The sequence below is a fragment of the Streptomyces sp. NPDC033177 genome (assembly GCF_055577715.1).
Genome location: NZ_JBVIPS010000007.1, coordinates 296,703 through 322,135 on the forward strand (window position 1 = coordinate 296,703; position 25,433 = coordinate 322,135).

General features: G+C 68.3%; 20 protein-coding genes. 6 read left to right on the top strand and 14 right to left on the bottom strand.

Annotation, left to right across the window (positions count from 1 at the left end):
- Positions 1 to 43 precede the first annotated feature (43 nt).
- Both pafA and ACZ5U5_RS25145 read right to left on the bottom strand, forming a co-directional pair.
- Positions 44 to 1,405, bottom strand: a complete 1,362-nt coding sequence (pafA, locus tag ACZ5U5_RS25140) for a Pup--protein ligase (RefSeq protein WP_055550703.1) — start codon at positions 1,403 to 1,405, stop codon at positions 44 to 46.
- A gap of 9 nt (positions 1,406 to 1,414) precedes the next feature.
- On the bottom strand, positions 1,415 to 2,674 hold the full coding sequence (locus ACZ5U5_RS25145; protein ID WP_469025589.1) for an MFS transporter: 1,260 nt from the start codon (positions 2,672 to 2,674) through the stop codon (positions 1,415 to 1,417).
- Between the two features lie 130 nt (positions 2,675 to 2,804).
- Between ACZ5U5_RS25145 and ACZ5U5_RS25150 the strand changes: the two genes are divergently transcribed.
- Complete coding sequence (locus tag ACZ5U5_RS25150; RefSeq protein WP_469025592.1) at positions 2,805 to 3,830, top strand: LacI family DNA-binding transcriptional regulator; 1,026 nt, start codon at positions 2,805 to 2,807, stop codon at positions 3,828 to 3,830.
- 68 nt (positions 3,831 to 3,898) lie between these two features.
- On the opposite strand, the gene prcA is transcribed toward ACZ5U5_RS25150, so the two are convergent.
- From prcA to arc, 5 genes are all read right to left on the bottom strand, one after another.
- Positions 3,899 to 4,672 (bottom strand): proteasome subunit alpha, encoded by a 774-nt coding sequence (gene prcA, locus ACZ5U5_RS25155; protein WP_469025594.1) that lies wholly within the window; start codon positions 4,670 to 4,672, stop codon positions 3,899 to 3,901.
- 60 nt (positions 4,673 to 4,732) lie between these two features.
- Complete coding sequence (gene prcB, locus ACZ5U5_RS25160; protein ID WP_469025597.1) at positions 4,733 to 5,578, bottom strand: proteasome subunit beta; 846 nt, start codon at positions 5,576 to 5,578, stop codon at positions 4,733 to 4,735.
- Positions 5,579 to 5,796: 218 nt separating this feature from the next.
- Positions 5,797 to 6,015, bottom strand: a complete 219-nt coding sequence (locus tag ACZ5U5_RS25165) for a ubiquitin-like protein Pup (protein ID WP_249590985.1) — start codon at positions 6,013 to 6,015, stop codon at positions 5,797 to 5,799.
- A gap of 124 nt (positions 6,016 to 6,139) precedes the next feature.
- Positions 6,140 to 7,651 carry a depupylase/deamidase Dop gene (gene dop / locus ACZ5U5_RS25170; protein WP_469025599.1) on the bottom strand — a complete coding sequence of 504 codons (1,512 nt, stop codon included), beginning with the start codon at positions 7,649 to 7,651 and terminating at the stop codon, positions 6,140 to 6,142.
- 212 nt (positions 7,652 to 7,863) lie between these two features.
- Positions 7,864 to 9,630: a proteasome ATPase gene (gene arc, locus ACZ5U5_RS25175; protein ID WP_363210881.1), complete on the bottom strand. Its 1,767-nt coding sequence runs from the start codon at positions 9,628 to 9,630 to the stop codon at positions 7,864 to 7,866.
- A 254-nt stretch (positions 9,631 to 9,884) separates the two neighbouring features.
- On the opposite strand from arc, the gene ACZ5U5_RS25180 reads away from it, so the two are divergent.
- On the top strand, positions 9,885 to 10,199 hold the full coding sequence (locus tag ACZ5U5_RS25180; RefSeq protein ID WP_467686713.1) for a ferredoxin: 315 nt from the start codon (positions 9,885 to 9,887) through the stop codon (positions 10,197 to 10,199).
- A gap of 79 nt (positions 10,200 to 10,278) precedes the next feature.
- Here the strand turns inward: ACZ5U5_RS25180 and ACZ5U5_RS25185 are convergent, their stop codons facing one another.
- The 3 genes from ACZ5U5_RS25185 to ACZ5U5_RS25195 form a co-directional block, all read right to left on the bottom strand.
- Positions 10,279 to 10,866 (bottom strand): hypothetical protein, encoded by a 588-nt coding sequence (locus tag ACZ5U5_RS25185; RefSeq protein WP_469025603.1) that lies wholly within the window; start codon positions 10,864 to 10,866, stop codon positions 10,279 to 10,281.
- Positions 10,867 to 11,067: 201 nt separating this feature from the next.
- A complete protein-coding gene (locus ACZ5U5_RS25190; RefSeq protein WP_453451987.1) occupies positions 11,068 to 11,979 on the bottom strand; it encodes a tRNA (adenine-N1)-methyltransferase in 912 nt (303 codons plus the stop codon).
- 49 nt (positions 11,980 to 12,028) lie between these two features.
- Entirely contained in the window at positions 12,029 to 13,498 is a 1,470-nt protein-coding gene (locus ACZ5U5_RS25195) for a site-2 protease family protein (protein ID WP_469025605.1), read from the bottom strand.
- Positions 13,499 to 13,628: 130 nt separating this feature from the next.
- On the opposite strand from ACZ5U5_RS25195, the gene ACZ5U5_RS25200 reads away from it, so the two are divergent.
- On the top strand, positions 13,629 to 14,510 hold the full coding sequence (locus ACZ5U5_RS25200; protein ID WP_469025607.1) for a RecB family exonuclease: 882 nt from the start codon (positions 13,629 to 13,631) through the stop codon (positions 14,508 to 14,510).
- A gap of 14 nt (positions 14,511 to 14,524) precedes the next feature.
- On the top strand, positions 14,525 to 15,196 hold the full coding sequence (locus ACZ5U5_RS25205) for a response regulator (protein ID WP_135332738.1): 672 nt from the start codon (positions 14,525 to 14,527) through the stop codon (positions 15,194 to 15,196).
- A gap of 72 nt (positions 15,197 to 15,268) precedes the next feature.
- Here ACZ5U5_RS25205 and ACZ5U5_RS25210 read toward each other — a convergent pair whose 3' ends face one another.
- The 4 genes from ACZ5U5_RS25210 to metH all read right to left on the bottom strand — a co-directional run bounded on the left by ACZ5U5_RS25210 (position 15,269) and on the right by metH (position 23,184).
- Positions 15,269 to 16,855, bottom strand: a complete 1,587-nt coding sequence (locus ACZ5U5_RS25210) for an ABC transporter substrate-binding protein (RefSeq protein ID WP_469025609.1) — start codon at positions 16,853 to 16,855, stop codon at positions 15,269 to 15,271.
- A 72-nt stretch (positions 16,856 to 16,927) separates the two neighbouring features.
- Positions 16,928 to 18,535, bottom strand: a complete 1,608-nt coding sequence (locus tag ACZ5U5_RS25215) for an ABC transporter substrate-binding protein (RefSeq protein ID WP_469025612.1) — start codon at positions 18,533 to 18,535, stop codon at positions 16,928 to 16,930.
- 321 nt (positions 18,536 to 18,856) lie between these two features.
- Positions 18,857 to 19,558, bottom strand: coding sequence for an HAD family hydrolase (locus tag ACZ5U5_RS25220; RefSeq protein ID WP_469025614.1), 702 nt, complete (start codon positions 19,556 to 19,558; stop codon positions 18,857 to 18,859).
- A 98-nt stretch (positions 19,559 to 19,656) separates the two neighbouring features.
- Positions 19,657 to 23,184, bottom strand: coding sequence for a methionine synthase (gene metH / locus ACZ5U5_RS25225; protein WP_469025616.1), 3,528 nt, complete (start codon positions 23,182 to 23,184; stop codon positions 19,657 to 19,659).
- Positions 23,185 to 23,485: 301 nt separating this feature from the next.
- On the opposite strand from metH, the gene ACZ5U5_RS25230 reads away from it, so the two are divergent.
- Complete coding sequence (locus ACZ5U5_RS25230; protein ID WP_469025619.1) at positions 23,486 to 24,256, top strand: IclR family transcriptional regulator; 771 nt, start codon at positions 23,486 to 23,488, stop codon at positions 24,254 to 24,256.
- Between the two features lie 350 nt (positions 24,257 to 24,606).
- Entirely contained in the window at positions 24,607 to 25,398 is a 792-nt protein-coding gene (locus ACZ5U5_RS25235; RefSeq protein ID WP_363210871.1) for an MIP/aquaporin family protein, read from the top strand.
- Positions 25,399 to 25,433: the final 35 nt, after the last annotated feature.

Here is a 25,433-nt window from a genome sequence, read left to right on the forward strand (position 1 = left end):
CGCCCCGCGTTGCGTTCCCGCAACGCACCTGCTGTATCCGGGGTTACATACCGGCGATCAGTTTCTCCACCCGGTCGTCCACCGACCGGAAGGGGTCCTTGCACAACACCGTGCGCTGCGCCTGGTCGTTGAGCTTCAGGTGCACCCAGTCGACCGTGAAGTCGCGGCGCTGCTCCTGGGCCCTGCGGATGAAGTCGCCCCGCAGCCGCGCGCGGGTGGTCTGCGGCGGCACCGACTTGCCCTCGAAGATCTTCAAGTCGTTGCAGATGCGGGCGGCTTGGCCCTTCCTCTCCAGGAGGTAGTACAGCCCGCGACGGCGGTGGATGTCGTGATACGCGAGGTCTATCTGCGCGACCCGCGGATGCGACATGGTCATGTTGTTCTTCGCTCGGTACCGCTCGATGAGCTTGTACTTCATGACCCAGTCGATCTCGGTGCCGATGCGGTCGAGGTCCTCGGCCTCGATCGCGTCGAGCGTGCGGCCCCACAGCTCCAGGACCTGCTCGACCGTGCCCGTGCGGATGCCGCGGCGGTCCACGAAGTCCACGGCCTTCTCGTAGTACTCGCGCTGGACCTCGAGGGCGGAGGCCTCGCGGCCGCTGGCCAGACGCACCTTGCGGCGGCCCGTGATGTCGTGGCTGACCTCGCGGATGGCCCGGATCGGGTTCTCCAGGGTCAGGTCGCGCATCACCGTGCCCGCTTCGATCATGCGCAGCACGAGGTCGGTGGCACCGACCTTCAGGAGCATGGTCGTCTCGGACATGTTCGAGTCACCGACGATGACGTGCAGCCTGCGGTAGCGCTCGGCGTCCGCGTGCGGTTCGTCGCGGGTGTTGATGATCGGCCGGGAGCGGGTGGTCGCGGAGGAGACCCCTTCCCAGATGTGCTCGGCACGCTGACTGACGCAGTACACGGCGCCGCGTGGAGTCTGCAGCACCTTGCCCGCGCCGCAGAGCAGCTGTCGCGTGACGAGGAAGGGAATGAGGATGTCCGCGAGCCGCGAGAACTCCCCGTGCCGGGCCACCAGATAGTTCTCGTGGCAGCCGTAGGAGTTTCCCGCCGAGTCGGTGTTGTTCTTGAAGAGATAGACGTCGCCCGCGATTCCCTCCTCGTGCAGGCGGCGTTCGGCGTCGACGAGCAGGCCTTCCAGAATGCGCTCGCCCGCCTTGTCGTGCGTGACCAGCTCGGTCACGTTGTCACATTCCGGTGTTGCGTATTCCGGATGTGACCCGACGTCAAGATAGAGGCGGGCGCCGTTCCGCAGAAAGACGTTGCTGCTGCGGCCCCATGAGACAACACGGCGGAAGAGGTAGCGCGCCACCTCGTCAGGCGACAGACGGCGCTGTCCCCTAAACGTGCACGTGACGCCGTACTCATTCTCCAGCCCGAAAATGCGGCGGTCCATGACTGAACATTACGCCTGATGCCCTGCCCTGAAACCGGGTTCGACGGCACCGTTTCGATCATTTTCCGATGAACCCGCAACCACCGCCTGATCAGCGGGGAGTACGAGCACCCGCGCCGTGGCCAGCAGGACGAGCAGCGCGGCGACGCCCGCGCCCCCCGGAACAGCGAAGCCCCACACCGTCCCGCCCCACTCCACGACCGGCCCCGCGGCCGCCGTGCCGAGCGACGCGCCGACCGTGAACGTGGTCACGAGCCAGGAGAACGCCTCGGTGACCGTGCCCCGCGGCGCGTGCCGGTCCACGATGATGAACGCGCACGCGAGAGCAGGCGCAAGGAAGACTCCGGCGACCACCATGAGCGCCGTCATCGCGACAGCTCCGGGCGCCAGCGTCAACGGCCAGTAGCAGAGGGCGAGCAGGGCCACCAGGACGGTCAGCCGCTTCTCCGGCACCCCGGCCCACTGCCGCGCCCCGTACACCGAGCCGCCGACCAGGGCGCCGAGGCCGATCGCCGCCATCATCCAGCCGTACACCGCGTCGCCGCCGTGCTCGTCCGCGTACGACACGCCGGCGACGGTGATGGAACCGAGCGCCATGCCGATGAAGAGGAAGGCGCCGAGCAGCGCGATGAGCCCGGGTGAGCGCAGCGCGCCCAGCCAGTGCGCCTCGCGGGGCGCCGAGCGCCACGCGCGCGAGGGCTGCGACATCACCACGGAGAGGGCACCGAGCACGCCGATGACGTTCACCACGAGCAGCGCGGCCTGCTCCGACCAGAGCGCGACGCAGGCCGTGACGAGCAACGGCCCGACGGTGAACATGATTTCCTGCGCGATGGCGTCCATGGCGTACGCCCGGTGCACCTGCTCCTCCTTGCCGAGGACGCTCGGCCACAGCGCGCGCAGGCCGCCTTCGAGGGGCGGCGTGAAGAGGCCCGCCACGCCCACCGCGACATACGCGAGGCCGAGCGAATCGGGCCCGGTGAAGGCGAAGGCCCCCATGCCGAGCGCGGAGAGCACCGCCGAGGGAAGCTGGATCCGCGGCTGCCCGTACAGGTCCACGAGGCGGCCGAGCAGCGGCTGCCCCACCGCGTTGGCCACGCCGTACACCGCGGCGAGGGCGCCGGCCAGGCTGTAGGTCCCGCCCTCGGCGCGGATGAACAGCACGATGGCGATCGCGGCCGTCGCGTTCGGCAGCCGGCCCACCAGGGTGCCCGCAAGGAGACGCCCGGCGTGTCTCGTCCGAAGGATCTCCGCGTATCCGGCAGCCATGCTTCCCACCCCTCCCCCTGCGCCGACGCGCCGAGGTTTTACGTATAACGTCGAGCGTCATACGTACCATGAGCGCTCACCGCGGGTCCATCCCGATCTCCCCGCGGCACCGACCTGGGAGGTACCAGAAGTGGCCGGGCCAGAGCAGGAGGCCGCGGGGCCACGCCCCACGAGCCGCGACGTCGCACGCGCCGCCGGGGTCTCCCAGGCCACCGTCTCCCTCGTGTTCGGCGAGAAATGGCGCGGCCGCGTCGCCGAACGGACCGCCGAACGCGTCCGGACCACCGCCCGCGAACTCGGCTACCGCCCCAACCTCGCCGCCCGCAACCTCCGCCTCGGCCGCACCAGGACCGCGCTCCTCGTCGTCCCCGCCCTCACCAATGAGTTCTTCGCCCGCGTCTACACTGGAGCCGCCCGCGTCGCCGCCGAACACGGCTTCGGAGTCGTCCTCTACCCCTCCCCCGAAGGCGTCGGCCCCGCCCGCGACCCCTTCGGCTCCAGCCGCGCCGCCCTCGACGGCATCCTCGCGTCCTCCATGGCCGCCGACGCGCTCGCCACCATCCAGGGCGACGCACTCCCCCTGGTCATGCTCGACAGTGACCCCGCCGACAGCCTCGGCGCCGCCACCGTCAACCTCGACATCGGCGACGGCATGCGCCGGGTGACCGAACATCTCCTCGCCCTGGGCCACCGCGACTTCCTGCACCTCGCCGCGGGCGTCGACTCCTGGACCTTCGACGTACGCTCCGACGCCCTCACGGCGGCGCTGAGAGGCACCGACACGGCCGTACGCACCACCCGGGCACTCCTCACCGTCGAAGACGCCCGCGCGGCCGCTGAAGCCGCCCTGTCAGCGCCCGGACCCCGCCCCACCGCACTCGTCTGCGACGACGACATCCTCGCCGCCGGCGCCTGCAAGGCGGCCCGCCGCCTCGGTCTGCGCGTACCCGAGGACCTCTCGGTGACCGGCTTCGACGACCTCACCCTGGCGACCGCCGTGGAACCCGAACTCACCACCGTCCGGCTCCCGGCCGAGCAGTTCGGCGAACGCGGCATGACGTCCCTGCTTGCCGTCCTGGACGGCCGCACGCCCCGGACCGACACGCTCCCCGTCGAACTGGTGATCCGCGGCTCGACGGCCCCTGTCGCCCGTTGACTCCCGCACACGCGTACGCCCCGTGTCCCGGCCACAGAGCCGGAACACGGGGCGTACGACGAACCGAACTACTCCTCGGAGGACCCGGACTCGGAGTCCGTCTCCTCCTCGTTGTCGGACTCGGCATCCGTGGGCGCCGAGGCGCCCCCTTCGAGCAGCCGCGCGAGCTGACGCCCGACGATCCGCTTGAACTTGCGCTGCTGCGGCCGCGTACGGTCGAGCACCGCCACCTCCAGGCGCTCCGCGGGGATCTCCCGCTCGCTGCCGTTCGTGTCGCGGGACAGCGACTGCACGGCCAGCTTCAGGGCCTCGGCGAGCGTCATCCCGTCACGATGCCGCTGATCGAGATAGGTGCTGATCTGCTCGGCGTTGCCGCCGACCGCGACCGAGCCGTGCTCGTCCACGATCGAACCGTCGTGCGGCAGACGATAGATCTGATCGGCATCGGCCGTGGCGCCCACCTCGGCGACGACCAACTCCACCTCGTAGGGCTTCTCCGCCTGGCTCGAGAAGATCGTGCCCAGCGTCTGGGCGTAGACGTTCGCGAGCCCACGGGCCGTCACATCGTCACGGTCGTACGTGTACCCACGGAGATCGGCGTACCGCACACCGCCGATCCGCAGGTTCTCGTACTCGTTGTACTTGCCGGCGGCCGCGAAGCCGATCCGGTCATAGATCTCGCTGAACTTGTGCAGCGCACGGGACGGGTTCTCGCCGACGAACACGATGCCATCGGCGAACTGCAGCACAACAAGGCTGCGACCACGGGCGATGCCCTTGCGGGCGTATTCCGCCCGGTCGGCCATGGCCTGCTGGGGTGAGACATAGAACGGCGTCGACACCGGCTATCCGTCCCTTTCTGTCAGTGACTGAAACTGAAGTCAGTGGCGAATACGGATCGATCAGAGCAGCGAGGCACGCGGGCCGTCGGGCTGCTCCAGGCGCCGCTCCAAAATCGAGCGGGCGATCTCGGAGGACTCGTCATCTCCCAGCCGCCGGAAACCCTCGTCGGAGATCACGGTGACGATCGGATAGATCCGGCGGGCGACATCCGGGCCGCCTGTCGCCGAGTCGTCGTCCGCCGCGTCGTACAACGCCTGCACGACGAGCGTCGTCGCCTCCTGCTCCGTCAGATCCTTGCGGTAGAGCTTCTTCATCGCTCCACGCGCGAAGACAGAGCCGGAGCCGGTGGCGGCGAAGCCGTGCTCCTCGGAACGGCCGCCCGTGACGTCGTACGAGAAGATGCGCCCCTTCTCGCGGTCCACGTCATACCCCGCGAAGAGCGGGACGACGGCCAGGCCCTGCATGGCCATGCCCAGGTTCGACCGGATCATCGTCGACAGCCGGTTGGCCTTGCCCTCCAGGGAAAGCGTGGCGCCCTCGACCTTCTCGAAGTGCTCGAGCTCCAACTGGAAGAGCTTGACCATCTCGACCGCGAGCCCCGCGGTGCCGGCGATACCGACCGCTGAGTACTCGTCAGCCGGGAAGACCTTCTCGATGTCGCGCTGCGCGATCACATTGCCCATGGTCGCCCGCCGGTCACCGGCGAGCACCACGCCACCGGGGAACGTCGTCGCCACGATCGTCGTGCCGTGCGGCGCCTCGATGACACCCTGCGTGGGCGGCAACTGCCGGTTGCCCGGCAGGATCTCGGGCTGATGCTCGGACAGGAAGTCCATGAAGGACGAAGAACCAGGCGTCAGGAAGGCAGCCGGTAGACGCCCGGTGCTACGAGTGTTGGCTTCCACGCGTTTCCTTCCAGGTAAGTGACGGCCGGGCGCTGAGCGCCGGGAGCGTGTCCCAACTCGCCGGTGGCCGATTTGCAGTTGAAGCGAATTACGTCTGAAGGGCTGTTCGTCACGGACCCTACCCGCCTCGCGGCGGTGATCCACATGTGCGGCCCAGGGCGTTGAGGTGCGTGGCCCGGTACCGCGCCACGCACTCCCCGCACCGTGTCCGCCGCGCCCTACTGTCCGCCCTTTTGTACGAACGAACGTACGAAGTCCTCGGCATTCTCCTCGAGGACGTCGTCGATCTCGTCGAGGACGGAATCCACGTCATCGCTCAGCTTCTCCTGGCGCTCCTTGAGGTCTTCGGAGCCCTGCGCTTCCTCTGTCTGCTCCTCGACCTCCTCGGTGGAACGCGTCGCCTTCTGCTGTCCGCCGCCGGTGTCCTTGGTCGCCATCTACCTCACCCCGCTCGTTAGGTGCGATGTACTTGATCAGACCCTATAAGCCAGGTCTGACATCGGCCCCGTAGTTACTGCAACGTCCGGGGACCACCTCGATGATTCCCACACGCCGGGTCTTTCAGCCTCCGGAGAGCACCCGTACCAGATCCTCCGCCGTGCGGCAGCGGTCAAGGAGCTCCTTGACGTGGTTCCGTGTGCCGCGCAGCGGCTCCAGTGTGGGCACACGCTGGAGGGAGTCGCGGCCGGGAAGGTCGAAGATGACCGAATCCCACGAGGCCGCGGCCACGTCGTCCGCGTACTGCTCGAGGCAGCGGCCGCGGAAGTACGCGCGGGTGTCCTCCGGAGGCTTGGCCTGGGCGCGCTCGACCTGTGGCTCCTCCAGGAGGCGCTTCATCTTGCCGCGTGCCGCCAGACGGTTGTAGAGGCCCTTGTCGGGCCGTACGTCCGCGTACTGGAGGTCGACCAGGTGCAGTCGTGCCGCGTCCCAGTCGAGGCTGTCACGGCGGCGGTAGCCCTCCATGAGTTCCCGCTTGGCGACCCAGTCGAGCTCTCCGGAGAGGCTCATCGGATCGCTCTCCAGGCGGCCGAGGACGTCTTCCCAGCGGGTCAGGACGTCCTTGGTCTGTTCGTCGGCGTCGGAGCCGTACCGCTCCTCCACGTATTTGCGGGCCAGCTCGAAGTACTCCATCTGGAGCTGGACAGCGGTGAGTGTCCGTCCGCTACGGAGTGTGATCAGATGCTGGAGCGTCGGGTCGTGGGAGACCTGGTGCAGGGTGCGCACGGGCTGGTCGACGGCGAGATCCACCGCGATGAAGCCGTCCTCGATCATGGCGAGGACCAGCGATGTCGTGCCCAGCTTCAGATACGTCGAGATCTCGGAGAGGTTCGCGTCGCCGATGATGACATGCAGGCGGCGGTACTTCTCGGCGTCCGAGTGCGGCTCGTCCCGGGTGTTGATGATGGGCCGCTTGAGGGTGGTCTCCAGGCCCACCTCGACCTCGAAGTAGTCCGAGCGCTGACTGAGCTGGAAGCCGTGCTCGTGGCCGTCCTGGCCGATGCCGACGCGTCCCGCGCCGGTGACGACCTGCCGGGAGACGAAGAACGGCGTCAGGTGGCGCACGATGTCCGAGAAGGGGGTCTCCCGCTTCATCAGGTAGTTCTCGTGCGTGCCGTAGGAGGCGCCCTTGTTGTCGGTGTTGTTCTTGTAGAGGTGGATCGGCTGGGCCCCCGGCAGCTGCGCCGCGCGTTCGGCCGCCTCCGCCATGATGCGCTCGCCGGCCTTGTCCCACAGGACGGCGTCCCAGGGGTTGGTGACCTCGGGTGAGCTGTACTCGGGGTGCGCGTGGTCCACGTAGAGGCGCGCCCCATTGGTGAGGATCACGTTGGCGAGGCCGATGTCCTCGTCGGTGAGCTGACTGGAATCGGCGGTCTCACGGGCGAGGTCGAAGCCCCGCGCGTCCCGCAGGGGGTTCTCCTCCTCGAAGTCCCAGCGGGCGCGTCGCGCCCGGTGCATCGCCGCGGCGTAGGCGTTGACGATCTGGGACGAGGTGAGCATGGCATTGGCGTTCGGGTGGCCGGGGACGGAGATGCCGTACTCCGTCTCGATGCCCATTACTCGCCGTACGGTCATGCGGCCCTCCTTGCCCGGCGGCGCTCCCCTTCGGGAACGGCGCTCAAGTACCGCTGGTTCTCCGGTGCGTGTGCGGTGCCCGTCCCCGCACTGCGCGCTCGGCGGTACCGAAGAGCCTAGAGCGCCTTTGCGCTGGTGGGGAGATCATTGCCTTCATTGAAAAACAGACAGCTGCGGGTACCCACGAAGGACACCCGCAGCCGTCCTGTCTTCTACAGGTACTGACCGGTGTTGGCCACCGTGTCGATGGAGCGTCCGGTGTCCGCGCCCTGCTTTCCGGTGACGAGCGTACGGATGTAGACGATCCGTTCGCCCTTCTTGCCGGAGATGCGGGCCCAGTCGTCCGGGTTGGTGGTGTTGGGCAGGTCCTCGTTCTCCTTGAACTCGTCGATGCAAGCCTGCAGGAGGTGGGAGACCCTGATGCCCTTCTGGTTGGCGTCGAGGAAAGCCTTGATGGCCATCTTCTTGGCACGTCCGACGATGTTCTCGATCATGGCGCCGGAGTTGAAGTCCTTGAAGTACAGGACTTCCTTGTCGCCGTTGGCGTACGTCACCTCGAGGAAGCGGTTCTCCTCGGACTCCGCGTACATCTGCTCCACGACGGACTGGATCATGCCGTCCACGGTGGTGCGCCGGTCGGCGCTGTGTTCGGCGAGGTCGTCCGCGTGCAGCGGGAGCCGCTCGGTGAGGTACTTGGCAAAGATGTCCTTCGCCGCCTGGGCGTCCGGGCGCTCGATCTTGATCTTCACGTCGAGTCGTCCTGGCCGCAGGATCGCCGGGTCGATCATGTCCTCACGGTTGGAGGCACCGATGACGATGACGTTCTCCAGGCCTTCCACGCCGTCGATCTCGGCGAGCAGCTGGGGGACGATGGTGTTCTCCACGTCCGAGCTGACACCGGATCCGCGGGTGCGGAAGAGGGATTCCATCTCGTCGAAGAAGACGATGACGGGGGTTCCCTCGCTCGCCTTCTCCCTCGCACGCTGGAAGACCAGGCGGATGTGGCGCTCGGTCTCGCCGACGTACTTGTTGAGGAGCTCGGGGCCCTTGATGTTGAGGAAGTAGCTCTTCCCCGATGCCTGTCCGGTCACCTCGGCGACCTTCTTGGCAAGGGAGTTGGCTACGGCCTTCGCGATCAGCGTCTTGCCGCAGCCGGGGGGCCCGTACAGCAGGACGCCCTTGGGCGGCCGCAGTTCGTGCTCCCTGAAGAGGTCCGGGTAGAGGTAGGGCAGTTCGACCGCGTCGCGGATCAGCTCGATCTGGTTGCCCAGGCCGCCGATCTGCTCGTAGCCGATGTCCGGTACCTCTTCGAGGACGAGCTCTTCGACCTCGCTCTTGGGAACCACTTCGTAGACGTACCCGGAGCGGGGTTCGAGCAGGAGTGCGTCACCGGGGCGGATGGTGACGTCGAGGAGTGGTTCGGCGAGCCGGACCACTCGCTCCTCGTCGGTGTGCCCGACCACCAGGGCGCGCTCGCCGTCCTCGAGGATCTCCTTGAGGGTGACGATGTCTCCCACGCTCTCGTACTCCATGGCCTCGACCACGTTGAGCGCTTCGTTGAGCATTACTTCCTGGCCACGCCTGAGCTCTTCGAGCTCCACGCCGGGGCTGACGTTCACCCGGAGCTTGCGGCCCCCGGTGAAGATGTCGGCCGTGCCGTCCTCGTTCGCCACGAGGAAGACTCCGAAGCCGGCCGGCGGCTGCGCGAGCCGGTCGACCTCTTCCTTGAGGGCCACGATCTGGTCGCGGGCCTCACGGAGCGTGTTGGCGAGCCGCTCGTTCTGTGCGGACACGCCGGCCAGATTGGTCTGCAGCTCGACGATCCGCTCTTCGAGAATCCTCGTATGACGCGGAGAGTCGGCGAGCTTGCGTCGCAGGACGGCGATTTCCTGCTCGAGATAGGCAACCTGACCGGCGGGGTCCTCAGACCCTCGCCCCGGCCGGATGCCGCGGTTGATGTCGTCGTCGTGGGCTGCCACGGTCCTCACCTCCTCCAAGGGGAGCTGGACGCTTCCAGACCCTACCTGGGTGGGTGTCGATTGAAACCCCTAGATCACAAAGACGGTAGAGGTGTGTCCGATCTTCACCCTTGCGCTCTCCCTCACGTCAGGTCATTACCCACCCAACAACATCGGAAAGCGGGCGGTTGTATCGTCGAAGCGTTCAACACCCGTCAGGGTGGGCCCGACTTGCTGCCGAGTGGGCTCACTCGGCGTGACGATCGGCAGGAGAGATGACCGTGGGAGACGAGGCCGGTACCGGCTCCGAGAGCCGTGATCCGCTGGAGGTCTGGATCGACCAGGACCTGTGCACCGGCGACGGCATCTGTGCGCAGTACGCGCCTGAGGTCTTCGAGCTGGACATCGATGGACTGGCTTATGTGAAGAGCGGCGAGGACGAGCTCTTGCAGGCTCCGGGCGCCACAACGCCCGTTCCGTTGCCACTTCTGCGTGACGTGGTCGACTCGGCGAAGGAGTGCCCGGGTGACTGCATTCACGTGCGCCGCGTTTCGGACAGGGTCGAGGTCTACGGGCCCGACGCGGCCTGAGGCCGCGAACTGACGCATGGGCAAGGGCCTGTGCCCGCCGTTGGACGGCGGGCACAGGCCCTTGTCGGTGCGGGCACCGTCACACGGTGTGTGCCTCGGCCGGTGTGGACCGGGCGAACGTGCCGTCTTTCCACTGCCACTTGGCCGCGTCCTCGATGTCGGGGCAGCAGCTGGGCACGTTCGGTGCGGAGTAACCGAGGAGTGTGGCGGTGATCACACCGTCACGCACGGCGAAGTCGCTGACGTTCTGGCGGTCCTTCGGGTCGACGAGGGTGGCGACGACGCGGGGCTTGCCCTGCGTGGGGCGGGTGATGACGTACACGCCGTCGGGCGGTGTGCCTGATCCGGCGGCGCAGTGCACCACGGCGACGGTCTCGGGTCTGCCGTCCCCGTCGAGGTCTCCGGAGGCCTTCTTCTTGACCACGGGTTCCACCTTGCCGCAGGCGAGGGGGAACGTGACGGTGGCCGGATCCGGTGCGGTCGCGGGCGGCGCGGGGGCCGCGGCGGTCTTGCCGGTCGGCTCGGGGCTCGGCTGGGCGGCGGTCGCGGGGTCGGGCTGCAGGAATGACGAGCCGGCGATGACGGCGGCGAGCGCGGCCGCGGTGGCCAGCCAGTGGATGGGGCGGGTGGTGTTGTGTGCCAGTTCCGGGACGGCGGGGTGCTGCACTAGGAGTGTCTCCTGTGAGGGCTGTGCCGGTGGGGGAGGTGGCCAGCATCGTGCCATACCTCACAGTGCGGCGGAACACCGGGGTCGGCGAGTTCCGGAACGGAAAGGCGCCGCCGCCGAGTTCCCCGGTCTTCAGGGGAACTCGGCGGCGGCGCCTGTGCGTTCAGCGGTGGTACGCGGGTCTCGGCGGTGCCGGGTGTCTCAGTCTTCCGCGCGAGGGGTGCCGCCGCCGGCGTTCGGGCCGGTGTAGTCGTCGCCGTAGGCGCCCTTGGAGGGGCGGCGGCGACGCATGGGCGGCTCGACGCCGTCCGCGAGGCGGCGGGCGGTGAGCAGGAAGCCGGTGTGGCCGATCATGCGGTGATCGGGGCGGACGGCCAGGCCCTCGACGTGCCAGTTGCGGATCATCGATTCCCAGGCGGTGGGCTCGTTGAAGCCGCCGATCTCGCGGATGGACTCGACGGTCCGGGCGAGCTGGGTGGTGGTCGCGACGTAGCAGCAGAGGATGCCGCCGGGGACGAGCGCCTTGGAGACGACGTCCAGGCACTCCCAGGGGGCGAGCATGTCGAGGATGACGCGGTCGACGTCGGTGTCGCTCAGGTTGTCCTGGAGGTCGCCGACGGTGAGCTGCCAGGCGGGGTGCGGGGCGCCGAAGTAGCGCTCCACGTTCTGCTGGGCGATCTCGGCGAAGTCCTCGCGGCGCTCGTACGAGTGCAGCATTCCCTCGTCGCCGATGGCGCGCAGGAGGAAGCTGCTGAGCGAGCCGGAGCCCACGCCCGCCTCGACGACGCGGGCGCCGGGGAAGATGTCGGCGAAGGCCAGGATCTGCCCCGCGTCCTTGGGGTAGACCACGGCGGCGCCGCGGGGCATGGACAGGACATAGTCGGGGAGCAGGGGGCGCAGCGCGAGGTAGGCGACGTTTCCCGTGGTGCGGACAACGCTGCCCTCGGGAGCACCGATCAGCTCGTCGTGGGGGAAGGAACCCTTGTGGGTGTGGAAGTTCTTCCCGGCCTCGAGCGTGAACGTGTAGTGGCGGCCCTTGGGGTCGGTCAGCTGAACCTGGTCCCCGACCTTGAAGGGCCCGCGTCGGCGGGCGGCACCGGTCGGTTCGGACATGTGACCAGCCTACCGGGCCGTTCGGGGGCCGCCGACCAGGGTGGCGAGGTCAGCTGGGGCGGGCCATGGCCTTGACGAAGGCGCGCTCGACGTCGGCGGCGGAGAGCACTCCGTAGATCTCGCCGGAGGCTTCGACCACGAGGTACTCGGTGGCGGGCGTCGCCCGGAGGGTGTCGAGGAGCTCCTCACCGGCCAGTTCGGCGGAGATCCGCATGCCTTCGGTGATGTCCTGCGCGAGGCCGCTGACGGTGACCCACGGGCGGCGGTGCTCGGGGACGCCGACGATGGCCGCCTCGCGGACCACCGACATGGGGTCACCGTCGGCGTCGACCACGACGAGGGCTCGGGCGCCGGAGGCGTTGGCGCGGCGCAGTGCCTCGGAGAGCGGGGTGGACGACTCGACGGGGACGGCGCGGCGGGTCAGGGCGCGGGCGCGGAGTTCGGGCAGGTGCTCGCGCAGGCGGGCCATGCGCAGGCTGTTGCCGGCGCCGGTCCAGATGATCGCGGCGAGGATCGCGGCGAGGAGGGCGTCGGTGACGGTGTCCATGCCGCCGATGTCCTGGGCCTCGCCGCCGAGGGCGCCCGACTGATTGAGGAGGGGCAGGCCGATGAGGACGGAGATGGCGAGCGCGCGGCCGACCCAGGCGGCGGCGATGGTGCCGCTCATGGGCTTGCCGGTGATCTTCCAGACGACGGCGCGGAGCATCCGGCCGCCGTCCAGGGGCAGGCCCGGCAGGAGGTTGAAGGCGGCGACGATGAGGTTCGAGATCATCAGCCCCGCGAGCAGGACGCCGGGGACGGTGCCGGGCTCCACGAGGCGCATGGCCCCGTAGAAGACGCCCGAGAGGACGAGGGAGAGCAGTGGGCCCACGAAGGCGAGGACGAACTCGCGTCCGGGGGTCTCGGACTCCTTCTCGATCTCCGAGACGCCGCCGAAGAACTGCAGCTGGATGCGGCGCACCGGCAGCTTGTAGCGCAGGGCGACGACGGTGTGCGCCAGTTCGTGGACGAGCACGGAGGCGTAGAAGGCGACGGCGAAGAAGAGCGAGACCAGGTAGCGGGCGGCGCCGAGTTCGGGCAGGACGCGGTCGAGCTGGCCGCCGAAGACCCAGGTGATGAGGGCGGCGACGAGGAACCAGCTCGGGGCCACGTAGACGGGGACGCCGAAGGGGCGTCCCATCAGGAGTCCTCCCCCGGGGCTCTTCTTGTCCTGGGGCGGCGTGGCCTTCGGGGCGGGGCCGTGGGTGGCGTGCGCGAACTCGGGGTGGGTCTCGTGCGGTGCCTGCGGGGCCTTCCCGGGCGTGTCGTGCGGGGTCTTGGTGAGGCGGTCGGCGGGGCGCGGGGTTTCGTCCGCGGGGCGCGGTTCTTCCTCGGGTGCCTGTCGGGGTTCCTCTTCGCGTGCCTGGGGCCGGGCGGCGTCGTCAGCGCTCTGCGAGCCCTCGGAGCCTGCTTCGGCACCCGGCCGCCGACCGTCGGTGCCGTCGGATAGCGGCCTGCCGCTTCCGCCGCTCTCGTCCACGATGTCCCCTCGTTCGATAAGCGTCCCTCGCCCCTGTCCGGCGCGGTGCACGCTCGATCATGCAGGGCGAGAGGGTCTGTCGTCGATGGTATGCGGCCGTTGTCAGTGGCGGGTCGTAGGGTCTGTCCCTATGGAAACCAGCACCGACGGTGTCGTGACGGCCGTGCGTCCGGCGTCCCTGTCGCCTTCGCGCGCCAGTGACTTCATGCAGTGTCCGCTGCTCTACCGGTTCCGGGTCATCGACAAGCTGCCGGAGAAGCCGAGCGAGGCGGCGACCCGCGGCACGCTGGTGCACGCCGTCCTGGAGCGGCTCTTCGACGCGCCCGCGGGCGAGCGGACGGCGACGAGCGCCAAGTCGCTGATCCCGGGCCAGTGGGACCGTCTGCGCGAGGCCAAGCCGGAGCTGACGGAGCTGTTCGCGGGCGACGAGCGGGGTGAGCGGCTCGCGCGCTGGCTGGCGGACGCGGAGAAATTGGTCGAGCGGTGGTTCACCCTGGAGGACCCCACCCGTCTTGAGCCGGCCGAGCGGGAGCTGTTCGTGCAGGCGGAGCTGGAGTCGGGCCTGAAGCTGCGCGGCATCATCGACCGCGTGGACGTGGCGCCCTCCGGCGAGGTGCGGATCGTCGACTACAAGACGGGCAAGGCCCCCCGCCCCGAGTACTCGGAGGGCGCCCTCTTCCAGATGAAGTTCTACGCCCTGGTGGTGTGGCGGCTGAAGGGCGTGGTCCCGCGCCGCCTCCAGCTCGTCTATCTGGGCAGCGGCGACGTCATCACGTACGACCCCAGGATCGAGGACCTGGAGCAGGTCGAGCGGAAGCTGCACGCGTTGTGGGAGGCGATCACGCTCGCCACCGAGACGGGCGACTGGCGGCCGAGGCCCACGAAGCTCTGCGGCTGGTGCGACCACCAGGCCGTATGTCCGGAATTCGGCGGGACTCCCCCGCCGTACCCCCTTGCGGTGAGGGTGCCCGAGTCCGAAGAGGACGCGCAGGGCAGAATGGCCCCGGGCTAGCGAAGGAGAGTTACGTGGCGATCCGTGTCCTACTGGTCGACGACCAGCCACTGCTGCGCACGGGGTTCCGGATGATTCTGGAGGCCGAGCAGGACGTCGCGGTCGTCGGCGAGGCCGGGGACGGCCTGCAGGCTCTCGACCAGGTGCGGGCGCTGCAGCCCGATGTGGTCCTGATGGACATCCGCATGCCGCGGATGGACGGTGTCGAGGCGACCCGGCAGATCACCGGTCCTGGCCGGGACGGTCCTGCGAAGGTCCTTGTCCTGACCACGTTCGACCTGGATGAGTATGTGGTGGAGGCGCTGCGCGCGGGTGCCAGCGGCTTCCTGCTCAAGGACGCCCCGGCGAACGAGCTGGTGCAGGCGATCCGCGTGGTCGCCTCGGGCGAGGCGATGCTCGCGCCGAGCATCACCCGCAGGCTCCTCGACAAGTACGCAGGCCATCTCCCCTCGGGCGACGAGCCGGTGCCGGACACCTTGCACACGCTCACCGAGCGGGAGGTCGAGGTCCTCAAGCTGGTGGCGCGCGGCCTGTCGAACGCGGAGATCGCGGCGGACCTGTTCGTGAGCGAGACGACGGTCAAGACGCATGTGGGCCATGTGCTCACGAAGCTCGGCCTGCGCGACCGGGTGCAGGCCGCCGTGTACGCGTACGAGAGCGGTCTGGTGCGCCCCGGCGCCCAGTGACGGCGACCCCACCGGACGCATGAAGGCGGCCGCCCCCGAAAGGGGCGGCCGCCTTTTCGTGTGTCCGTGCGATCAGGCCTTGCTGAGTTCCCAGAAGCGGAACACCGTCGACGCGTCGAGGCACGACTCCACGCCGTACACGTCGTCACGGATGACGGCGTACTGCTTGGCCTGCCAGACCGGCAGGATCGGCAGCTCGTCGGCGACGGTCTCCTGGAGCTCGGCGTAGTCCTCGTCGGTCTTGGTGCGGTCGGTCTCGGCCGCGGTACCGGGGATGATCTTCCGGGTGATGTCGCTGTTCTCGTAGCCGTTGCCCAGGACGTTGTCCTTGCCGAAGAACGGCTGCGTGAAGTTGTCCGGGTCCGGGTAGTCCGGCACCCAGCCCTTGACGTACACGCCGTACTTGCCGGACTTGATGTCCCGCTCGTACTGGCTGAACTCGATCGACTTCACGTCGGCGTCGAAGAGACCGCTCGCGTTGAGCTGCTTGGCGATCGCCTTCAGCTCCTGGTCGGTCGAGGGGCCGTAGCGCACGGGCGTGGACCAGAGCGTGAGCTTGACCTTGCCGCTCAGGCCCTCCTCACGCAGGGCCGCCGCGGCCTTGGAGCGCTGCGGACGGGCGCCGTAGGTGTCGAAGAAGGCGGTGTTGTGGCCGCCGATCCCGGCCGGGACGATCGAGTACAGCGGCGTCGCCGTGTCCCGGTAGACGTCCTTGACCAGCGCGTCGCGGTCGAGCAGGTACGCCATGGCCTTGCGCACGCCCAGCTTGCCCGCGACCGGGTCCTTCATGTTGAAGACCAGGTGCTGCACCTCGGCGCTGGTGCCCTCGACGACGTCGATGTTCTGGCTCGCGTCGGAGGTGTCGGCCTCGATGTCCGCGATGTCGGACGCGGCGAGGCCGCGGTACGCGATGTCGATCTTGTCGTCCAGGAGTGCCTTCTTCAGGCCCTTCTGGTCGTCGTGGAAGAACTTGAGCGTGACGCCCTTGTTCTTCACCTTGGCGGTGCCCTTGTAGTCGGGGTTGACCGAGAAGACCGCCTGGTCCTTGTCGAAGGAGTCGAGCTTGTACGGGCCCGAGCCCGTGGCCTCGTCACCGCCGCGCAGGGAGTTCATGTCGTACGACGCGTGGTCGACGATGGAGCCGGCGCCGGACGCGATCTTGCTGGGGAAGGTCGCGTCGGCGTACTTGAGCTTGAAGACGACCTTCTTGGCGTTCGGGGTCTCGACGCGGTCCAGCATCGGGAACATGATCGCGGGGCCGTCGCCGTCGTTGATCTTCATCATGCGGTCGAAGGAGAACTTGACGTCCTTCGAGGTCAGCGCATTGCCGTTGCTGAACTTCAGGCCGTCCCGCAGCGTGCATTCAAAGACTCTGGTCTCCGTGTCGGTGAAGCCGCACTCCTTGGCGGCTTCGGGCTCCGGCTCCGTCCCCCCGTTCGGGAAGCTCATCAGGGACTGGAAGACGTTGTTGAACAGGAGCCACGACCCGGGGTCGTAGCCGGATGCCGGGTCGGTGGCCAGGACGTCGTCCGACATCCCCATCACCACGGATTCGCCGTCCTCCCCCGCTCCACCCGTTTCCGTGCCGCAGCCGGTCAGCAGAGCCCCGGCCAGCCCTCCCGAGAGGGGAAGGGCCAGCCACTGGTTACGCAAATTCACGAACGTGCCTTGTCGTTGATGTCATTCGGTGGAGCGAAGCCCGGCGGTCTTGTGTGCCGGTGTGCGCGGAGGTCAGCCGCTCACACCGCGTCCGAGCTCCCACAGCTGCAGGTTCGAGGACGAGTTGAGGGCCCACTCGACGCCCGTGATGTCGTCGCGGGCAGCGATGTACTGCTTGCCCTGCCAGAGCGGAAGCACCGGCACGTCCTCGGCGACGATGTCCTGGATCCTCTTGATGCTCTTGGAGGCGGTGAGCCGGTCCGCCTCGCGGCGCGAGTGCGGGAGCAGCTCGTCGTTGATGGTGCTGTTCACGTACGGCGAGCCGAGGATGTTGTCCTTGTCGAGGAACGGCGTCAGGAAGTTGTCGGCGTCGGGGAAGTCCGGGAACCAGCCCATCCCGTAGACGTCGTACGCGCCCTTCTGCTCGGCGGGGCGGAAGGTGTTCCACTCCGTGCCCTTGATCGACACGTCGAACAGGCCGCTCGCGTTGAGCTGCTTGCGAAGGAGCTCGAACTCCTTCTTGGTGCCCGGACCGTAGTGGTCCGTCGTGTAGTGCAGAGTGAGCTTCACCGGCGTGTCGATGTCGGCCTTCTGCAGCAGGGTGCGGGCCTTGGACGCGCTCGGGTCGCCGTACTGGTTGAAGAACGAGTTGGTGTGGCCGGTGATCGTGGCGGGCACCAGGGAGTAGAGCGGCTCGGCGGCGTCGCCGTACACGCCGGAGGCCAGGGCGCCGCGGTCGACGATCTGCGCCATGGCCTGGCGGACCGCCTTGGACTTGACGGTGTTGGCGTCCGTGTTGAAACCGAGGTAGCGGATCTCCAGGCCGGGTGTCTCGACCAGCTCGATGTCGTTGCCCGGGTCCTCGTCGAGCTGCTTGATCTGCTCGGGCGACATGGTGCGCGTCATCATGTCGATGTCGCCGCCCTTGAGGGCATCGCCCATGGCGTCGGTCGACTCGTAGGTGCGCATCTCGATCTTGTCGCTCTTGGGCTTGTACGCACCCTTGTAGTTCGGGTTCTTGGAGAACACCGTCTTGACGAGCTCGTTGCCCTCGACCTCTTGCTTGGCCGTGTAGGGGCCGGAGCCGTCCAGCTCGAAGCCGTCGCGCAGCTTGTTCTTGGCGTAGTGGTCCGAGCTGATGATGCCCGCGATGGGCGTGGCCAGCTTGTACGGGAACGTCGCGTCGGGGCTTTTGAGGTGGAAGACGACGCCCCGGTCGCCCTCGGTCTCGATCGCGTCGACGTTGGACACCATGCCGGCTGAGCCGCTGGGGTCCTTGATCTTGATGTCGCGCACCCGCTCGATGGAGAACTTCACATCGGTGGCGGTCAGCGGCTTGCCGTCGGCGAACGTCAGTCCCTTGCGCAGCGTGCACTCGTAGCGCTCGTTGCCGGTGTCGGTGAAGCCGCACTTCTCGGCCGCGTCGGGCTCGGGGTCTCCGCCGCCGCGCGGGGCGGCCATCAGCGTCTGGACCGTCTGGCGCACGACGTTCCAGGAGCCCGCGTCGTAGGCGTACGCGGGATCGAAGGGAGCCGGAATCTCGGGTGAGGTGGAGAACCGGTCCGTGGTGCCGACGGCGATCGCGTCGCCTCCCCCACCGTCGCCTGCCCCTCCGCAGGCCGCGAGCGCGGGAGCGAGCAGACCTATGACGGCCGGCAGCACCAAAGTCTTACGGTTCATGCTCGACGTTCTCCAGAGCTGTTGGTCCCGTCCGGACCGACAGCGAGGGGTGGGGTCAGCCGGTCCGTGGGGGCGGGGCGATGTTCTCGCGATGACATTAGTCCGCACCGCCAGGAGGGCTGGAAGGGACCGGAGTTGACCCTCAATCACGGAGCGAAACCGGGCGCGGACACACCGATAACCCAACACGGGAAGGTTTCGTGAGGTTCCCCTCAATCGGGACACAACGCCACTCGACAACTCGCCCAAATCGGAGGCCCGGCACAGCTCTGACCAGCTGTCGACCACCCACGGAGTGGGAAAGGTCACATCTTCAACTGTTCAGCACTTTCCGGCCATCAATTTCTGCAGGAAAGGCAGGTCGACGTGTTCGAGGGACGGAACGATGGTCCTGCCCGAGGCCGGTGCGATGGGCGCCACCGAAGGTACGGCCACCACGCGGCACCCCGCGGCCTCGGCCGCCGCCACGCCGGTCGCGGTGTCCTCGATGACGGCACATCTGGCCGGTTCCGCCCCAACCCCCGCCGCCGCGAGGAGATACGGGTCCGGATGCGGCTTGGTCCGGGTCACCTCGTCGCCCGCCACGGTGAGCGTGAAGTGGTGGGCTCCGATCGAGTCGAGCACGCGGTCGATGATGCGCCGGTGCGACGCGGAGACCAGTGCCATCGGCACCTCGTGCGCGGCGAGCTCGGCGAGGAGTCTCGCGGCGCCCGGCATCAGCGGCAGGGCGCGGCCGATGCGGTCCTCGAACCCGTCGTTGAGCAGCACGGTCAGCTCGGGGACGGTGATGTCGGCGCCGGTGGAGGCGATGAGGAATCCGGCACTGCGCGTCATGGGGCCGCCGACGACGACGTCACGCCAGGCCTCGTCGAGCGTGTGTCCGAGTGCGGCGAACACCTCGACCTCCGCGTCCCACCAGAACCCCTCGGTGTCCACGAGTGTTCCGTCCATGTCGAGGAGCACCGCCTGCAGGGCGGAGCCTTCGGCCGTTCGGGTACCGAGCGCGGGAACCGTACTGGTCATCCGGGCACACCTCCATGAGGGACGAAGAGGCCGGCTGCCCCCTTCTGACGGGTGGGCAACCGGCCTGCACTGGACCGACAAGTGTACGACTTGTCCGCTCAGCGCGCGTTGAAGTATTTCGCCTCGGGGTGGTGGATGACGATCGCGTCCGTGGACTGCTCCGGGTGGAGCTGGAACTCCTCGGAGAGCTGCACGCCGATCCGCTCCGGCTCCAGGAGTTCGGCGATCTTGGCGCGGTCCTCCAGGTCGGGGCAGGCCCCGTAGCCCAGCGAGAAGCGTGCGCCGCGGTACTTCAGGTCGAACATGTCCTCGACGTCGGCGGGGTCCTCGCCGCCGAACCCGAGCTCGGCGCGCACGCGGGCGTGCCAGTACTCGGCGAGGGCCTCGGCCAACTGCACGGACAGGCCGTGCAGTTCGAGGTAGTCGCGGTAGGAGTCGGCGGCGAAGAGCTCTGCGGTGGCCTCGCCGATCTTCGAGCCGACGGTGACGACCTGCAGGCCGACCACGTCGGTCTCGCCGGACTCCTCGGGACGGAAGAAGTCGGCCAGGCACAGGCGCCGGCCGCGGCGCTGGCGCGGGAAGGAGAAGCGGGTGCGCTCATTGCCCTGGTCGTCCAGGATGATCAGGTCGTCGCCCTTGGAGACGCAGGGGAAGTAGCCGTAGACGACGGCCGCCTCCAGCATGTTCTTGGTGTGCAGCTCGTCCAGCCAGCCACGCAGGTGGGGCCGTCCCTCGGTCTCGACGAGCTCCTCGTAGGTGGGCCCATCGCCCTTGCGGGCCTGCTTGAGGCCCCACTGCCCCTTGAAGAGGGCGCCCTCGTCGAGCCAGGACGCGTACTCCTTGAGCTGGATGCCCTTGACGACGCGGGTGCCCCAGAACGGCGGGGTGGGGACGGGATTGTCGGTGGAGGTGTCCGAGCGTGCGGGCCCCTCGTCCTCGGAGACCTCCAGGACGGGGGTGTCCTTCTTCGGCACCCGGCGCTGCTTCAGCTCGGGCAGCGTGGCGCCGGGGACGCCGCGCTTGACCGCGATCAGGGCGTCCATCAGGCGCAGGCCCTCGAACGCGTCACGGGCGTAGCGGACCTCGCCCTCGTAGATCTCGTGGAGGTCCTGCTCGACGTAGGCGCGGGTGAGGGCGGCGCCGCCGAGGATGACGGGGAAGTCCGCGGCCATCTTGCGCTGGTTGAGCTCCTCCAGGTTCTCCTTCATGATCACCGTGGACTTGACCAGGAGACCCGACATGCCGATCACATCGGCCTTGTGCTCGGCCGCGGCGTCCAGGATCGCGGCCACCGGCTGCTTGATGCCGAGGTTGACCACGTTGTAGCCGTTGTTGGACAGGATGATGTCCACCAGGTTCTTGCCGATGTCGTGGACGTCGCCGCGGACGGTGGCCAGGACGATGGTGCCCTTGCCCTCGGAGTCCGACTTCTCCATGTGCGGTTCGAGGTGGGCGACCGCCGTCTTCATCACCTCGGCGGACTGCAGCACGAAGGGCAGCTGCATCTGGCCGGAGCCGAACAGCTCACCGACGACCTTCATGCCCTCCAGGAGGGTGTCGTTGACGATGTCCAGCGCCGGGCGGGTCTGCAGGGCCTCGTCGAGGTCGATGTCCAGGCCGTTCTTCTCGCCGTCGATGATGCGCCGCTTCAGACGCTCGTCCAGCGGCAGGGCCATGAGCTCCTCGGCCTTGCCCGCCTTCATCGACTTCATGTTGACGCCCTCGAAGAGCTCCATGAGCTTCTGCAAGGGGTCATAGCCCTCTTCGCGGCGGTCGTAGATCAGGTCGTGGGCGACCTTGACCTGCTCCTCCTCCAGGCGCGCGATGGGCAGGATCTTGGAGGCATGCACGATCGCCGAGTCCAGACCGGCCTTGACGCACTCGTCCAGGAAGACGGAATTGAGCACGACGCGGGCGGCCGGGTTGAGGCCGAAGGAGATGTTCGACAGGCCCAGGGTGGTCTGCACGTCCGGGTGGCGGCGCTTGAGCTCACGGATCGCCTCGATGGTGGCGATGCCGTCCTTGCGCGACTCCTCCTGACCGGTGCAGATGGTGAAGGTCAGGCAGTCGATGAGGATGTCCGACTCGTGAATGCCGTAGTTGCCCGTCAGGTCGTCGATCAGGCGCTCGGCGATGGCGACCTTGTGCTCGACGGTGCGGGCCTGGCCCTCCTCGTCGATGGTCAGCGCGATCAACGCGGCGCCGTGCTCCCTGGCCAGCGCGGTGACCTTCGCGAACCGCGACTCGGGCCCGTCCCCGTCCTCATAGTTCACCGAGTTGATGACCGCGCGGCCGCCCAGCTTCTCCAACCCCGCCTGAATGACGGGCAGTTCGGTGGAGTCCAGGACGATGGGCAGCGTGGAGGCGGTCGCGAAGCGGCCCGCCAGCTCGGCCATGTCCGCGACGCCATCGCGCCCGACATAGTCGACGCACAGGTCGAGCATGTGCGCGCCCTCGCGGATCTGATCGCGCGCCATCTCCACGCAGTCGTCCCAGCGCGCGTCCAGCATGGCCTCACGGAACTTCTTCGAGCCGTTGGCGTTCGTGCGCTCACCGATCGCCATGTACGAGGTGTCCTGGCGGAAGGGCACGGTCTGGTAGAGCGAGGCGGCGCCCGGCTCGGGGCGCGGATCGCGGCGGACGGTTTCCACCCCGCGCACGCGCTCGACGACCTGGCGCAGGTGCTCGGGGGTCGTGCCGCAGCAGCCACCGACCAGGGAGAGGCCGTACTCACGTACGAAGTTCTCCTGGGCGTCGGCCAGCTCCCCCGCGCTCAGCGGGTAGTGGGCGCCGTCCTTGCCAAGGACCGGCAGGCCCGCGTTGGGCATGCAGGAGATCGGGACGCGCGAGTGGCGGGCCAGATAGCGCAGGTGCTCGCTCATCTCCGCCGGGCCGGTGGCGCAGTTCAGGCCGATCATGTCGATGCCCAGCGGCTCAAGCGCGGTCAGCGCCGCACCGATCTCCGAGCCAAGCAGCATAGTGCCGGTCGTCTCGACGGTCACCGAACAGATCAGCGGCAGGTTCGCGCCGGTGGCCTCCAGGGCGCGGCGGGCGCCCAGGATCGCGGACTTGGTCTGCAGCAGGTCCTGCGTGGTCTCCACCAGGAGCGCGTCCGCGCCGCCCGCGATCATGCCCTCGGCGTTGGTCTGGTAGGCGTCACGCAGCACCGTGTACGGGGCATGCCCCAGGGTCGGCAGCTTCGTACCCGGACCCATCGAGCCGAGCACCCAGCGCTGCTGCCCCGTCGAGGCAGTGAACTCATCCGCCACCTCACGGGCGATGCGCGCACCCGCCTCGGACAGCTCGAAATTCCGCTCGGGGATGTCGTACTCGCTCAACGCCGCGAAGTTCGTGCCGAACGTGTTCGTCTCCACACAGTCGACACCGACCGCGAAGTACTCCTCGTGGACCGAGCGGACGATGTCCGGACGGGTCACGTTCAAGATCTCGTTGCAGCCCTCGAGCTGCTGGAAGTCATCGAGGGTGGGGTCCTGCGCCTGGAGCATCGTGCCCATCGCGCCATCAGCCACCACCACACGCGTGGCGAGGGCTTCGCGGAAGGCATCGACTCGGGCTCGGTTCGAGAGATTCGAGGAACCGGACGAGGGGGTCGGCAACGAGGCCATGAAAGAGCTCCCTGAGGTGCGACGGCTGTCGGCTTTGCGCTTCGGAGGAAGGCGCACTCGGTCAGGGTAACGGGACGAAGGTCCACAGGGTGCGAGTGTTCACGAGGCGGACGCCCGGCGGGTCCGTCCTTCTCGGGGGTGTGGCGCGGCGCACGGCGGGGAACCGCGAGAATCCTGCGGGTGGCCGTCCAGAAATCGGCCACAAACACAGCCTGCCGCTCTGTCGCGGGAGGTCGACAACGACCGATAGTGTTCAGCATTGTCGAACGTTGGAGTCAGAGGGGACGGAGGAAGGGCTGCGATGGCACGGAACATCCAGTCGCTCGAGCGGGCGGCCGCGATGCTGCGGCTGCTCGCGGGCGGAGAGCGACGGCTCGGCCTCTCGGAGATCGCGTCCGCCCTTGGCCTGGCCAAGGGCACGGCCCACGGCATTCTGCGCACCCTCCAGGCGGAGGGTTTCGTCGAGCAGGAGTCGGCATCGGGCCGCTATCAGCTCGGCGCCGAGCTCCTGCGCCTGGGCAACAGCTATCTCGACGTCCACGAGCTGCGGGCCCGCGCCCTGGTGTGGACCGACGACCTGGCCCGGTCCAGCGGCGAGAGCGTCTACCTCGGCGTCCTGCACCAGCAGGGCGTCCTGATCGTGCACCACGTCTTCCGCCCCGACGACAGCCGCCAGGTCCTCGAGGTCGGCGCGATGCAGCCGCTGCACTCCACGGCCCTGGGCAAGGTGCTGGCCGCCTATGACCCGGTGGCGCACAGCGAGGCGGCCGAGGCCGAGGCCGACCGGCAGACCTTCACCACACGCACCGTCGTGGACCCCGAGGCCTTCGAGGGCACCCTCGACCTGACCCGCGCGCGGGGGTACGCCGCCGACGTCGAGGAGACATGGGAGGGCATCGCTTCCGTGGCCGCCCCCATCCACGACCGGCGCCGCATGCCGGTCGGCGCGGTCGGTATCACCGGTGCGGTGGAACGGGTCCAGAAGGACGGGGAGCTGCGCCCCGATCTGATCGCGGCCGTACGGGACTGCGCTCGCGCCGTGTCGCGGGATCTGGGCGCCGGCCGCTTCTAGACCCACCGGCCCCCGCCCGCCGAGACGCCCGTCTGCCCCCTGCTCAACATGCAGGGGGCATTCTTCTGCGCGAACATCGTTGAACGACGTTTCACCCGGTGGCGACCCCTGTCACCACCGATAACCCGAAACGATCAATAACGATCGTGTTTTCAATAACAGAACTCTTGACGGGCAAGTAACACCGGGGTGAGACTCGCGTCCATCGGTCGGCATTGTCGAACACCTACCGGCATTACGCGTTAGAGTGTGACAAGGCCAAGGGCCGGCAACGACCTCACCTGAGGTCGCGGACCACCGGAGGGACCCGGGGTTCGCCTTCCCCTGGACGAAGGACAAAGGAGTCGCGGGTGTCCAGCTCCGACATCTTCATCGGCGAGACCATCGGTACCGCCATACTCATCCTGCTCGGCGGTGGCGTGTGCGCCGCCGTCACGCTCAAGGCCTCCAAGGCCAAGGACGCCGGCTGGCTCGCGATCACCTTCGGGTGGGGCTTCGCGGTGCTCACCGGCGCCTACCTGGCGGGTGGCGTGTCAGGCGCCCACCTCAACCCGGCGGTCACCGTCGGTCTCGCCATCGAGGGCGGCACCAAGTGGAGCGATGTTCCGCTCTACCTCGGCTCGCAGCTGCTCGGCGCGATCATCGGCGCGATCCTGGTCTGGCTCACCTACATGGGCCAGTTCAAGGCGCACCTCACCGACCCGGCGATCCTCGCCGCGCAGCCGGTGGACGAGGGCCTCGTCGACCAGAAGGCCGCGCCCAAGGCCGGTCCGGTGCTCGGCGTCTTCTCGACGGGACCCGAGATCCGCAACTACGCGCAGAACGTGCTGACCGAGGTCATCGCCACCGTCGTGCTGGTCCTCGCGATCCTCACGCAGGGCCTGAACGACAACGGCAACGGCATCGGCGTCCTCGGTGCGCTGATCACCGCGCTCGTCGTGGTCGGCATCGGCCTCTCGCTCGGTGGCCCCACCGGCTACGCGATCAACCCGGTCCGTGACCTGGGACCGCGCATCGTGCACTCCCTGCTCCCGCTGCCCAACAAGGGCGGCTCGGACTGGACGTACGCATGGGTGCCCATCGTCGGCCCGCTGATCGGCGGCGCCATCGCGGGCGGTATCTACAACATCGCGTTCAAGTAGGACCGCGACAGCAGCCGATGACCGCCTGAGACAGA

Excerpts from the sequence above, each read along its gene's own strand:
- ACZ5U5_RS25190 (WP_453451987.1), bottom strand. The coding sequence starts at position 11,979 with ATGTCCGAACCGACCGGTGCCGCCCGCCGACGCGGGCCCTTCAAGGTC.
- ACZ5U5_RS25200 (WP_469025607.1), top strand. The coding sequence starts at position 13,629 with ATGGAAACCAGCACCGACGGTGTCGTGACGGCCGTGCGTCCGGCGTCC.
- pafA (WP_055550703.1), bottom strand. The coding sequence starts at position 1,405 with ATGGACCGCCGCATTTTCGGGCTGGAGAATGAGTACGGCGTCACGTGC.
- dop (WP_469025599.1), bottom strand. The coding sequence starts at position 7,651 with ATGACCGTACGGCGAGTAATGGGCATCGAGACGGAGTACGGCATCTCC.
- ACZ5U5_RS25145 (WP_469025589.1), bottom strand. The coding sequence starts at position 2,674 with ATGGCTGCCGGATACGCGGAGATCCTTCGGACGAGACACGCCGGGCGT.
- ACZ5U5_RS25165 (WP_249590985.1), bottom strand. The coding sequence starts at position 6,015 with ATGGCGACCAAGGACACCGGCGGCGGACAGCAGAAGGCGACGCGTTCC.
- ACZ5U5_RS25215 (WP_469025612.1), bottom strand. The coding sequence starts at position 18,535 with ATGAACCGTAAGACTTTGGTGCTGCCGGCCGTCATAGGTCTGCTCGCT.
- ACZ5U5_RS25180 (WP_467686713.1), top strand. The coding sequence starts at position 9,885 with ATGACCGTGGGAGACGAGGCCGGTACCGGCTCCGAGAGCCGTGATCCG.
- ACZ5U5_RS25230 (WP_469025619.1), top strand. The coding sequence starts at position 23,486 with ATGGCACGGAACATCCAGTCGCTCGAGCGGGCGGCCGCGATGCTGCGG.
- ACZ5U5_RS25220 (WP_469025614.1), bottom strand. The coding sequence starts at position 19,558 with ATGACCAGTACGGTTCCCGCGCTCGGTACCCGAACGGCCGAAGGCTCC.
- metH (WP_469025616.1), bottom strand. The coding sequence starts at position 23,184 with ATGGCCTCGTTGCCGACCCCCTCGTCCGGTTCCTCGAATCTCTCGAAC.